Source organism: Nocardia coffeae (assembly GCF_019890715.1).
In the GTDB taxonomy this organism is placed as follows: Bacteria; Actinomycetota; Actinomycetes; order Mycobacteriales; family Mycobacteriaceae; genus Nocardia; species Nocardia jiangxiensis.
In genome coordinates this window covers 663,495-676,133 of the sequence record NZ_JAINZY010000001.1, presented here as the reverse complement: position 1 = coordinate 676,133, position 12,639 = coordinate 663,495, and the positions used below count along the sequence as shown (strand labels likewise).

10 protein-coding genes are annotated in these 12,639 nt (G+C 64.7%); 7 read left to right on the top strand and 3 right to left on the bottom strand.

Going from position 1 to position 12,639, the window contains the following annotated elements; all coding sequences use genetic code 11:
• The first annotated feature begins 169 nt into the window (after nucleotides 1-169).
• The 5 genes from K7711_RS02745 (at nucleotide 170) to K7711_RS02725 (ending at nucleotide 9,013) form a co-directional block, all read left to right on the top strand.
• Nucleotides 170-1,594 carry a hypothetical protein gene (locus K7711_RS02745; protein WP_222964526.1) on the top strand — a complete coding sequence of 475 codons (1,425 nt, stop codon included), beginning with the start codon at nucleotides 170-172 and terminating at the stop codon, nucleotides 1,592-1,594.
• Nucleotides 1,595-1,700: 106 nt separating this feature from the next.
• Nucleotides 1,701-2,273 (top strand): hypothetical protein, encoded by a 573-nt coding sequence (locus K7711_RS02740; RefSeq protein WP_222964524.1) that lies wholly within the window; start codon nucleotides 1,701-1,703, stop codon nucleotides 2,271-2,273.
• Between the two features lie 2,070 nt (nucleotides 2,274-4,343).
• A complete protein-coding gene (locus K7711_RS02735) occupies nucleotides 4,344-5,480 on the top strand; it encodes a hypothetical protein (protein WP_222964522.1) in 1,137 nt (378 codons plus the stop codon).
• Between the two features lie 240 nt (nucleotides 5,481-5,720).
• Nucleotides 5,721-6,641, top strand: a complete 921-nt coding sequence (locus K7711_RS02730) for a hypothetical protein (RefSeq protein ID WP_222964520.1) — start codon at nucleotides 5,721-5,723, stop codon at nucleotides 6,639-6,641.
• Between the two features lie 1,100 nt (nucleotides 6,642-7,741).
• On the top strand, nucleotides 7,742-9,013 hold the full coding sequence (locus K7711_RS02725) for a DNA sulfur modification protein DndB (protein ID WP_222964518.1): 1,272 nt from the start codon (nucleotides 7,742-7,744) through the stop codon (nucleotides 9,011-9,013).
• Nucleotides 9,014-9,452: 439 nt separating this feature from the next.
• On the opposite strand, the gene K7711_RS02720 is transcribed toward K7711_RS02725, so the two are convergent.
• The 3 genes from K7711_RS02720 to K7711_RS02710 form a co-directional block, all read right to left on the bottom strand.
• Nucleotides 9,453-10,160, bottom strand: a complete 708-nt coding sequence (locus K7711_RS02720) for a tyrosine-type recombinase/integrase (RefSeq protein ID WP_222964516.1) — start codon at nucleotides 10,158-10,160, stop codon at nucleotides 9,453-9,455.
• Nucleotides 10,161-10,207: 47 nt separating this feature from the next.
• The gene (locus K7711_RS02715; RefSeq protein ID WP_222964514.1) at nucleotides 10,208-10,369 is read right to left on the bottom strand and encodes a hypothetical protein; all 162 of its coding nucleotides are present in this window, start codon (nucleotides 10,367-10,369) and stop codon (nucleotides 10,208-10,210) included.
• A 115-nt stretch (nucleotides 10,370-10,484) separates the two neighbouring features.
• Nucleotides 10,485-10,733, bottom strand: coding sequence for a hypothetical protein (locus K7711_RS02710; protein ID WP_222964512.1), 249 nt, complete (start codon nucleotides 10,731-10,733; stop codon nucleotides 10,485-10,487).
• Between the two features lie 54 nt (nucleotides 10,734-10,787).
• On the opposite strand from K7711_RS02710, the gene K7711_RS02705 reads away from it, so the two are divergent.
• Both K7711_RS02705 and K7711_RS02700 read left to right on the top strand, forming a co-directional pair.
• Nucleotides 10,788-11,429, top strand: a complete 642-nt coding sequence (locus tag K7711_RS02705) for a TetR/AcrR family transcriptional regulator (protein ID WP_222964510.1) — start codon at nucleotides 10,788-10,790, stop codon at nucleotides 11,427-11,429.
• Nucleotides 11,430-11,739: 310 nt separating this feature from the next.
• Entirely contained in the window at nucleotides 11,740-12,582 is an 843-nt protein-coding gene (locus K7711_RS02700) for an NmrA family NAD(P)-binding protein (RefSeq protein ID WP_222964508.1), read from the top strand.
• Nucleotides 12,583-12,639: the final 57 nt, after the last annotated feature.

Sequence of the window (12,639 nt, the reverse complement as noted above, 5' to 3'; positions counted from 1 at the left end):
TTTTCCGGGGCCGTTTTCCGGTATTGGCTTGAATTGGTGCGGTGTGCAGAGTTAGCTTCGACCCGCACCTACCGAGAAATCAACTATTACCGAACCCGGGGGCGCTGCGTCGAATACGGAAATTTCACCGAAACCACGGCGCAATCCAATTCCGACAGGAGTTACCGAAATGACCGAACACAGCCACGCAGCGGCCACCGCGCCCGCCCGTCTGGGTAACGGCGAATTGCGTGCCATGGTGGCGCGCGTCCTGGCCGATAACCCCGGTACCGAATACGGGCCCCGCCAGATCGCGGTCCTCCTGGGCCGCTCGGCCGGGGCGGTCGGCAATGCTCTGGCCCGGCTGACCGATGCCGGGCATGCCGAACAAGCCCAAGCCACCCCGCGCCGCTACCGCGCCACCCGCACCACCGCGACCGCCGCCGCCGCGTCCGTAGTCCCGGCCCGGGTGTCGGTGGCTCCGGCCCGCGCCGCCCGTCGCACCCGTCCCGCCGCGACACCGGCACCGGCCGCCATGACGCCAGCCGCTGCGAGCGTCACCCTGGGCCGGGCCGCCGTCGCATTCGCCCGCGCCGCTGTGGTGTTGGTGGTGGCCGTTGTCGGTGTGGCCGCCGCGCTGGGCCGCCACACCATCACCACCCTGGCCCGCCGCGCCACCACACGGCACCGACCGAATCCCCGCCCGGTGCCCGCCCGCCGCGCGATCACGGCGGAACGGGCCACCCCCGCCCCGGCACCGCGAACCCCGCGCCCACCCGCACCCGCCGACACCGCCCCGGACAGCGCCGCCCCGGCCGCGCACACCACGCCCCAGCCTGCCGCCACGCCGGACCCAGTAGCCATCCCGGAGCTGGTCGCCATCCCGGAGCCGGTCACCACCCTGGAGCCGGTCGCCACCGTGACCCCGGCCGAGACGGGCAAGGCCGCCGACAGCGCGCCCGCCACCGCCACCGCACCGGCCAAGCCCCGCAAGAGCACCAAACCCGCTGCGGCGAAACGAAACTTGACCCCCGCCGCGACCGTGCCCGCCGACGACACCGGGGCCGGTACCCCAGAGGCGGCCACCACACCCGCCCGCAAGCCACGGACCCGCAAGAACACCATGCCCACTGACACCACGCCCGACACCACCCCGGCCCTGGAGGAGGCCCCGGCCAAGCCCCGCGCGCCCCGCAAGACCACGAAACCCGCTGCGGCCAAGTTCAGCACGCCCGCCAAGGCCACGAAATCGGCTGCGGCCAAACAGGGTACGGCCAAGGGCAAGGCGAACAACACCGCCGCCCCGGCCCCGCTGACCGCCGCCCCGGCCGAACAATCACCAGCGCCCACCGCGCGCCGCGCGACCCGCAAGACCGCCACCGCGCCCGAACCGGCCACCGCCACCCCCGCCAAGACCACGCGGGCCAAGACCGCCGACACCGCCGAACCCGCCCGCAAGGCCACGAAACCCGCTGCGGCCACACGGGGTACGGCCAAGGGCAAGGCCGACGCCGCCGCACCGGCCCCGGCGGACACCGCGCCGACCGGCACGCCCGCGCGGACCCGCCGCACACGTACCGCACCGGCTACCGCGCACACCCGCGCCGCCGCCTGATTCCCCCGCACCGGCCGGGGCCGCGCCCTGTGGCCCCGGCCGGTACGCCCGACAGGGCACCGGAACCGAAACCGTCACCGGCACACACGAATCGAGGAATTCCACCATGACCGACCACCACTACGACCAGCACGACAACGACCCGACCCCCCTTGATCACCTCACTACCGACGAGGTGCTGCTGATGCGCAACGACGCCTACGTTTTCAATGACCGGGCTCGCACGTTACACGCGGACAATGAACTCGACACCCGGCTCGAACTGGCCGATTTCAGCGAGGGCCGCCGCCGCACCTGCGGGGCGTGCGGGAGCTGGGCCGATCACGTCCATGACCCGTTGACCGATGAACCGATGAAGGTGGCGCGGTGGGATCCCACCTTCACCCGTGCCGATGTCGCACACGTGCGGCACATCGCCTGGCAGGTGTTCGCGCTGGCGGGGGCGGCCCCGCGCTCGGCGTGGGAGGGGCTGGAGGACGGGTTTCGGATCACCGTCGTACTGGAATCGAGCTACTACTGCGTCCGCGTGCCTGTCGACGACGACACCGGGCGGCCCGGTACCGCGTGGATCGAGAGCTATCGCCGGGGCCCGGCCGGTGGTCTGAGGCCGCCGGTGATCTATGCCAACGCCCGCGCCGCTGCCGCTATCGCCGACGCCTTCGAATACGCGGCGATGTAGCCGCACAGCCCCGGCCCCGCCCCCGTGGCCGGGGCCGTGGCCGGGGCCGTGGCCGGGGCCGGGTGAATCAGCACCCAACAGCCGATCCAACACCCCCGGAAAGGAACAAGGTCATGAGACTTCATGGATGGTGCGAGAGGTGCCGTAAAGTCAAGCGGGTCAACGCTTCCGGCCTCGCCGTAACGCGACAGCCGATCATCGGCCTGTGCGACGAGTGCACCGAAACCACCCGCGACACCCCCGCCCGCCCTCGCGGCGGGAGACCGAACCGGCCCGACGCCCCGACGTAGCAATCCCGACGCCGAGATCGAACGGGCCCGGGGCGATCCGCCAGCGCAGATCCCCCCGGACCCTAATCGGTCGTCGGTGCTGATGACATCGGGGCGGCACCGGCGCGGGCCGCCACACCCCTGGCCCCCCACCGCGCACGTCATACCGTGGGCGGCAACGCCGGTCCGGCTGAGACCGGTGCCGATATCGGTGGACGGGCTGTGCGGGACGCTCGGGCGGCTGATAACACCCGCCCGGCCGAGTACGGCGGGATCGTCGCGACGGGCGGACGCGGCCCCCGAAAACCCATGTCAGCTCTCTCGGATGTAGGTTCTCATAGAAATCTTCGCCTCAAACCGTGGTGACCTGGGCCTTTGCAGTCATTTTCATTCAGTTGTTCGTCCCGGTCTTCTCATGGTTTGTTCGTTCCTTCTGCATGGTGTCAGCGGCCAGTGGGTTTTTTCCAGGGACGGTCATGGCCAGTTGCAGCGGCTAGAAGACTCCTCGCTTCGTGGTTCATTGAGCAGATCGGCGCTCATCCGTCTGCCGAGCCACGCCGCTACCTTCGGGTAGGAGCACACCGGCACCCGATATGCACTCGATATGCGGCATTACCGTGCGATCTGAAACTGCCGGAACGTTGTCTTGTATCCCGGCTCGTAGACTGTCAGGTCTGTGGTTACTGGTCGATGTGTCGGCGATGTTCGGTGGCTTCGTGGTGTCGGCCGAGGGGGCGTCCAGCATCTCGGGAAGGGTGGCGCTGGCACGGGTTGGGCCCCGGCAAACGCGGCCGGGTTGGTGGGGGCGGCCTTGGCGGTGGCCAGTCGGCACCGGACGGTAGGGGCTTCCTCGGTCGCGGCCAGGGGGGCTTCCTCGCGCCGTCCCATCTCCGAGAACCGGACGTCGGGCGGAGGCTCGCCCCGCACTCTGGAAACGACGGTCACTCTCCTCGCACCGGAGCTGACCGGTCAGGGCTCGACGGCGGACAGGAGTATGTCTACCTGCGCTTCCTGTCCTTGCTCTCCAACGCTTCAACACCGGATTGAGCAGCGGTCGACTTGGCCTTCTTCTCCGCTCGTTTCTCCTTGATCGATTTCCCCTGCTTTTTGGACATCGTGCTACGCGGAGATTTGTCGGACAACTAGGCATCCTTTGGTTGCAAGACCTCGGCGGTCTCGGTCCCTCGACAGTACGCCTCCGGGGAGATTCCGGCCCGGACCAGAGTGAAGCGCGCCGGGCGCGGCGAGCGTTTCGTCGACAAGCGCGATCATCTTCGGCGCTGCGGGTGCCGAGAGGATAAGCAACGCCGTGTCGACGCGCCCACGCTCCACGACCGCACATACCCAACCGAGGATTGCTCGTCGGCTATGTGCGGACGTTCCGCTGGGGCCGGATGCGTTGTCGGACAACAGATCAGGTGCACTACGCTGAATGCACACTATTCGGCAATGTCGAATGTTCTGCGGTGCAGTGCATCTGCAGTGCATCTCGCTCCGCCAGTCGCTCTGCATGCCGCATGTGCGGACGTTCTTTGCTATATCCGATCTTGCTCTGCCGACCGCTCCGTAGCGGTGACGTCAGCGGAGAGAGCGGCTGTTCCGGATAGGTTCACTATGGGCAAGTTGCCTGTGCACCGACGGCCTGATCAGCTGAATCGATTGTCAGACAGGACGATAGCCGGGACTGTCGACTTCGGGTCTGGGGTAGCCTGTTGCGGCATGTGTCAACGTCGGCAGGCCAGGCGTCTCCACCTGAATCGACTACCGGCGATGCATCGTACGTCGCCCCAGGAGATCTTCTGTGCCTTCTCAACCAGGTCAGAAACGCCCACATCGTAAGTGGCGCAGCGCGATAATCGCGATCGTCTGCCTCGCTACCTTTCTGTTCTTCGGTGTCGTATCGATGATCATCAACGCTCAACCCTCCACACGTCCCTTCGCCGGATGGGTTGCCGTGCTCCAGCCCGATGACGAGCCGATGGTCGACCATGTCGGATTGATTGTCGAACCTTGGGTGCCAGGTGCTCCCGGCACACACCCGGGTCTGACCTACTCGGTAGTCGTCTGCGGCGATCGGCCGTTCCACGGAATCCTCGTGATCGGCGGCGATGCTCGACTTACCGATCTACGACAGTCCGGGCTCACATCGATCGGCCCCGATAGGCCAGCTGGGCATGACATCCCGGACCTGGTCGTCGATGACATTGGGTTCGGAAAGCGGCTCGACCTCGGTGAGACTCAGATCGTGGATTTCGACTTCGCCAGCGTCGAACCCTGTCTACCGACATCCCCCACGCCCTCGATAAGCGGTGTTGCAGCTCGGTTCACCGGCACTGCAGGTGCAAGTATCCAACGACACTGGAATTTCGGATGGTGGAGCGCACCGAGACAAAGCCAGGCATGGCCTCGGATCGGCGCGCTGGGAGGAAGCCCTCCCGGCGACCTGGGCTCCTTCGTTGGGGTCACTGGGCTATCGGGTTCCTGGGGCCGTCCACCGATGGAGACATTCAGGGTCGATGTCGGCACGCTCACAGCCCAGACTTCCGTCGATGCAGCGCTTCCTGCCTCAACGGAACCGATGGGCCTCGGCTGGGAAATGTCGAGTCCGTTTCAGCCATCGGCTCGCCTGACCGACACATCCGCACTGGGTCGATGGCAGCCGACTCTTGTCATTGCGAGCATCCTGCTCGGTCTCGGCGGCGGTGTGCTGGCTACACAACTGTTCGAGTGGTCGCGCGCCAAACCAGCCATCGATGTACCAGACCGCGATCCGCCGACGGCTCCTCAGCTCGTGCGCTCGGATCTCGCACGCGCCGGTCAGAAACCTCTCCATGCCAAGCCATTCCTGCGGCCGTCTGGACTGTTGATCGCCTCGACCGCAGTCGTCGCTTCGGCTGCGGTTTGGATCGTCCGAATGGCTCGCCGGCGATCCCGGTAGCTGTGCCAACTTCAGGTGCCATCGCGCCCGCACCACGGACGATCGATGAGTACGCCGCTGCTATCGAGGCAGTCAGCGATGCCTAGCATGTCGCCTCGTAGTGCCGCGAATCCGCTGTGAAACTGCTTGCTGTGGTACAGGATCAGCAGTGTGAATGGTTGGCGTAACCCGATCCTTCGAGTTGCCGAGGCGTTGCGGCGCAACCGAGTCCACGATACTCGAGGCACCGAAGTATCCGAGGTGCTCGATCACGGTGAACCGCGTAGATACCGGTACCAGAACCTGACCGCGGCGATCAGTGACAAGAGCTGCCCGTTGCGCCAGTACTTCGATGAGCGGTTCCCGAATCGCCGCCCTGTCCAGGATGATTACCGGAACTCCTCGGGTGCGTTGTCGGTTGATCTGGGGACTGCTGCGCCGGGAACGGTCGGGGCGGCTTTCGACTTCATGATCCGTGCCAGCCTCGACGCCGAATATGTTCCTGACGTGGCGGTGGCGGCGTTCTCGAGGCTCGAACGTGTCGCCGCGATCGAGGAGGTGGCAAGGGTCGCCGGCGGTGCGGCACGTCCATCGACTGCCGATGTCGGGTCGCTGGCCCGTGCTGCCTGGGCCTTGGCGTTGTGCACCGAGGTATACCGGAATCCACTGGTTCTCGTGGGTGGGTCGCCGCTGGCCGGCGTGATGCGTGGCGGCCGTTTCGATGCGGAATCGCTACTGGCGCTGGCCACGGATGACGCGGTCGAGGAGTTGACGGCGTTGCACGACCTCGCGGTCGCGCAGCTCGGCGGTTTGCTGGCAGCTGTGCCGCGAAGGCTGGCGCTTGGGCCGAGATTCGTTGCGTCGCATCTTTGTAACGCGGACGCGGATGCCATCATCGACGGCCTGCTCATCGAATTGAAAGTCAAGGTTGGTGGTCGACCGAGCAGGAAGACCGGGAAACGGTCCGACCGGTTGTCATTGGCGGAGATCTATCAGATGGTCGGCTACGCGCTGTTCGACACCACCAACCAGTTCGGAATCCATACGGTAACGATGTACTCGGCCCGCTACGGCGTGTGGCATCAGTGGCCACTGCAGCAGCTACTGGAAACGCTCGCCGGCGATGCGGTGGATGTCACGGTGGAGCGTGCGCGAGTGTGGGAATTGCTGGGCGGTGCTTGACTGAGCGAGCGCCGACCGGAGATCCGGCACTGGGGCGAAACTCAGTTCACAGAATCGGGCTTTGACAACCCCAACAGCGGGGAGACCCGTTGCCAGACATGCGCGCTCAGCGGCATTATCGCTCACTCGTGCCGACTGAAGTCAGGCCACCTCCCAGATCGGCCGCAGCACCGGCTACATCCCGGTCAAGATACCCGCGGAGACCTTCAAGGCGCTCGGCGCCATCGACCGCATCCGCGACTGCCTGCACGGCCCCGGCCCTGCAGGCACTCTCGGACCGATACCAGATCATCCTGGCGCTGTTCGAAGTTCCTACTGTGGAGGAAGTGGGTTCGGCACGGAGGCCCACCAGCGGTCGTTCGCCTGCCGGTGACCCGCCTGCTGAATGGCATCGAGGTGTTTGAACTCCAAGGCTGGCAATTGGTCAGTGCTACCGAACGAAGCGTCGGACAAATCCAACGTGTGCTCGCGCACATGTGCCGACTCTGATGGTGAACCGCCTCACCTGCGGCGGCGGACGGTGGTGCACGGGGTTCGAGGCCACGTGCCGAATCTTCCACGGTACCAGGCATATTCGCCCTCAAGTGCTATCTGGAGTGGCGCTTCGCGGGGTCGTCACACCCGCAACGAGCGGCATGCGGATGCGGTCGTCGACGATTTCGAACCGAGGCAACCCCAGGCTTCGCGCGGCAGCAAAGTTCCCCTCGGCCTGAACGCCGACCATAGAAGCTGCTGTCTCCCAACACCTCCGCGTAGTCGACGTCGGCACCGCGATCCCTGCGACATGCGAAAACGCAGAATCTACAACGTTGTACGTGCACTAATCCACGTATCGGTCTACTGTTGGCGGCGATCAGACGGGAGGAGGTGATGAGAATGATTGAAGCTCTTGTGAAAGAGCTTGGACGGACGGTGCGACACGCCTTGGACAGCTGGAATCGCACCGCCCGCTTGGCCGTACTGCTGCTACTCCTGGGAGGAGCGATCACCGTAGTACGCCTGCTGCCGCTCTTCATGACCTGAAGTTGCGGCTAATCATCAGACTACATCGACGTGCCCCGTGCCGGTCTCCCACCTGGAACACCGGCCGGGGTGGGTTGATGTCGAGTGAAACGGACGTGATCATGAAAGCTTTATCCCAGAACCTGATCGAGCATCCGGATCTTGATGCTGCACGAAAGGCTGCGCGCGATACCGCCGAGTCGTCTCATGGCCGAGCATTCCCGTGTACGGTGTTCGTGCAGGGAACCCGCACTATGATCTCGACAGCACTTGAGTTCGCCTCAGTCCGACAGCTGATCGTGATGGACTCCGCAGTTAAAGGGGAAAGCCCGCGCAAGCGCACAAATCGCCCCCTGTTGCCGGACCACGTGCGGGCGATTCGCGATTACGTGGCAGCGAACCGTGATGATTACGTCCTCCCACCAGTAACGCTCAACGCCCGCGAGATCCCGGCTCTGCATGTAGTGCGGGGGAACACGGCCATCAAGTGCGGCTTCATGGTTGTTGTCGATTCGACGAAGTTCTACATAACGGATGGACAGCACCGTATTGCGGCGATCACGGGCCACCACGTCGGAAAGACGCACACTCCAGGGCTGGTTCACGACGAGGATGGTGCTTTTGCCTCGGATGGACTTGCAGTCGTCATCATTATCGAAGAAAAACTTCCGGCGATCCAGCAGGACTTTGCGGACGCAGCTCGGACGAAATCCCTTCCGCTGAGCCTACTAGCGGCCTTCAACACCAGAGAGCCGATCAACAGGGTGCTGACGAGGATCGTCGATGAGTCTCCGTTTCTTGAGAAGCGCGTTGATGAGACGTCGAAATCGCTCTCGAAAGGTGCAACCTCTCTGTTCCTACTCAACCAGATCCGAGGCTTGGTGAAGGAGATTCTGGTGGGGGACTATGCCATCTCCGAGGACGCCCTGTCCCGACACACTCAGCGACTTCTCGCCAGCAAGGCCGACCAGGATGCGTTCGTTGAGGACACCCTCCTGGTGTTAGACACGCTGGTAAGGCACATGGATCCGTGGAGAAGCATTTCTGGCATTGCTTCCGATCCTCAGCTCATCCCGAAGTTGCGCGCCGAGTACATCAATATGACTGCAACAGGCCTGGTGTTGATTGGCCGCGCAGTACATGAAATCAATAAGGTTTACGACCGGGACGCCCGTATCGGCAAATACGTCGAATTGGCTACTGCGATCGACTGGCGACGCTCGGCGGCAATCTGGCGCGGGACGGTCGTCGTGGCCGATAGCGATGAATCGTCCGATTCGAAGATTGTCACGCTCCGTGGCGCAGTGAATGGTGCTTACAGTCGAATGAAACAGAACTTGCAGATGGCCGATGGCGCTGAGGCGGAATAATTGTCGCAGGACAGGATTGAAACTACTTGCTTAAGGAATGGAACCTTCTGGCGCCGAAGCGCCGTGGGTAGTTCGTGGCGGAAGACTTCGCTGTTGCTGGGCGATCAGGGCATCGAGTTCCTCGACGTAGCGCAGCATTTCGGCGGTGCGCGGAGATATTGTGCTCGTCATCGGCGCGGTCCGGATTGGTTGGAAGCGCATGACGCCGCAGATCGATGGCCGGAACGGGGCGTAGAGGTGGTGCGGGTTTGACGCCGGACTCTGCTTCGACCTTGCGGGCGATGCGCTCGACTTGGGCACGCACGGCGCGAGGTGCGCCCGCGAGTGCTTGGTCACGAATTCCGATCCAACCGGTGCCGACGCGCCCTCGATGCTAGTCAGTCTTCGAAGGCTGTGGAAGAACGCGCGCTTCTCGGCAAAGTAGTGCGCGGTTGAGATGTCATGTGCCCGAGGCCATGTAGGCGGCAAGTATGTAGTTCGGGTGCCGGTCGAGGTTCGTTCGGGCTCGGTCGTAGCGCATGGTCGTGCGCGGGTCGGCATGGCGGGCGGCGATCTGAACATCGCGCAAGCCGACTCCCGCATCGAGCATGGTGGTCACGAATGTGTGCCGCAGCATGTGCGGATGCATTCGCGGCAACCGCATCCCGGTGCCGTGTGCCAACTTCCGCGGGCGGCGGGTCGCGCAATGGCGGTCCATGCGTCGGCCGCGAGTGTTCAGCAGAATGGGGCCGCTCACGCGGTCACCGCACGATCGGTCGAGTGCCCGGCCCACTGCCGGCGACAGCGGCACCAGAACGACCTCGGTGCCCTTGCCGACAACCCGCAGGACTCGACGACCGTGTTCTTCGCCGAGATCCTCGATGTCGGATCCACAGGCTTCGAAGATCCGCAATCCCAGCAACCCGAGCATCGCCACCAACGCGAAATCGCTGGCGTGTGCCGAATCTCGCGCCGCCGCGAACAGCGCCTCGAACTGCAGATGCGAAAGTCCCAGCGTCGGAGACTCATTCGATACCCGTGGTCGGCGCACGTACTCCGCGGGTGAGTGCTCCAGGACTCCGTCGATGACACAGGTGCGGTAGAACCCGGTCAGCACGGCAGTGCGGCGAGCGACGGTGGAGGGTTTGAACCGGCGGGTCTCCTGCATCCACCGCACAAACCGTTCCACCTCCGGCCGTCTCATGGCCAGTGGCGTCAGCTGGTGCTCGGTACACCATCGGAAATACAGGTGCAGGTCCGAGGTGCAGTGGATGCGGGAGCTCCCCCGGTGTAGCGGGCGAGGTAGGCCGCGCAGGCCAGCCGCAGCACGGGATCGTCACCGGCGAAGGCGACGTCGATATCGGTCGAGGTACCCATACTCCACGATGACCGCGATCGGCGACTCACTACGCTCATCCTTGATGCGGCATTTCAGGGTGAACGCAGCGGCGTGCCTACCCAGCGGCATCGATGCAGGAGACCGTCCTTGCCATCACGCCACCGTCGTCGAAGGTGATTGCGGCGGCGACGCGGTAACGCGGATCCGCTGCCTCCCACATCCCGGCAAGCGGTCGTCGGTGCTGAACGCGATTCTGGTGAACCGGTAGTTCGGCTCGATGACGATCCCGTCGGACTGAGAGGTGGACACCATGATCCAGTCACTACTACCCCCGGGACGGGCGTCGAACCGCGCCGGCACCACCGCCGTCTCCGTATGAGTGCAGTCAGTTACGATATGCATGACTCCAATGATGTGGTGAAGTACACATTTGTTGCCGACCTTATACTCTTGGGGATGGACGCGGACGGCATGGGATTGCGTGAGCGCAAGAAGGCGCGTACCCGGCGGCTGATCGCCGATACCGCCGCGCGGTTGTTCGCCGAACATGGCTATGAGCAGGTTGCTGTCGCTGATGTCGCGCGTGTGGCCGAGGTGGCCGAGCAGACTGTCTACAACTACTTCCCAGCCAAGGATCAGCTGGTCACCGACCGTGACGAGCAGATTCGCGATCGCCTGTGCGAGCTGATCCGGACCCGGCCGTCCGGTGTCAGTGCGGCAGCTGCGATCCGCGAAGACATGCTGCGGTCCGTTGCCGGAATTCGGGACGTCTCCCCCGAGCTGTGGCGCGGTGAGCTCGGGCATCTCGCGGCGATCAGTCCGGCGGTGCACCGCTTGGCCCTGGAGATGACCGACCGCCAGGCCGTGGCGTTCGCGCAGGCCATCGCCGACACCACGGCGGTCGCACCGGAGATTGCCCGGCTGCATGGGATCGCACTGTCCAGCGTGTGGCAGATCATTATCGACGAGGCGGGCGAACGCACCCGCAACGGGCAGGACCAGGCACGGATAGCCAAGGAGCTGTACCCGATCGTGGCGAACATCCTCGACGAGATCGACCGCTGGTTGAGCGGCGCCGAACCGTCGACCCCGGCCTGACCGGTCCGGTCCGTATCGCGAATTATCAACCGGCACCGAACGATTCCCGATCCGGACAAGGTTGTCGCCGCGCGTTTGCCGGTGGCAGTCGCGAGTCGGGGGGCGACCACTCGTAGGCGCCGAACCGTAACCACTCCCGCCGCATCGGTCTTGCGCAGGATCTCGCATTCCACACTTCACGAACCTGCGACCGCTGCCGCACATCCTATGCAACTTAGTGTCAGTGTTAATATTAGAGTCTATACAAAATTAGACCAGGGTGCACTGTTCGGCCCGGGTCGACATCCTGCTCTCGCATTAGGACATCGCCATGATCCTCATCACCACCGCCGGCAAGGTCGGCTCCGAAGCAGCGCGCATCCTCGCTGAACGCGGTGTGCCCGTTCGCGTTCTGGTCCGCGACCGGCAGCGGGCGAACGCGCTGGCACTGGCGGGCGCGGAGGTCGTCGAAGGTGATCTGACCGCGCCGGAGACCGTCGACGCCGCCATGCACGGCGTGTCGGGCGTCGTGCTCGTCAGTCCCGCGATCCCCGCGCAGGAGATCGCCGTCATCGACAGCGCCGTGCGCGCCGGCGCCGGTCACGTCGTCAAAGTCACCAGCGACTCCTCGGCGACGTCGCCTATCGCGCGGCGGCGCGGCCAGGCGGAAATCGAGGACGCGCTGATCGCCTCCGGACTGAGCTACACGCTGTTGAAGAACAACGCCTACATGCAGAACTTCCTCATGCTCGCGCCCGCGATCGCCGCGACCGACAGCTTCACCGCGGCGGCGGAGGACGGCCGCATCGGCATGATCGATGCACGTGACGTCGCTGCTATCGCCGCCGAGATCGCCACCGCACCAGCCGATCACGCGAAAAAGATCTACTGGCCCACTGGCCCGGAGACACTGTCCTACGCAGACGCTGCGGCGGTGCTGTCGAAGGTGCTCGATCGGCGGATCACCTATCGCTCGATATCGGTCGAACAACAGCGACAGGCGATGATCGACCTCGGCCTTCCCGCACCCGTCGCCGACGACAATGCGAAGGCGCTGGGCCTGTTCGCCGAGGGCGACGCGGACTACCTCACCGACGACCTCCCCACGATTCTTGGCCGTCCGGGACGACCCTTCCAGCAGTTCGTCACCGAGTTCGCCACTGCATTCGCATAAAAGCAGTTGTCGACCGGGTGAACTGCCGCTTGCGGCTGGCCCGCTACATGACACGCT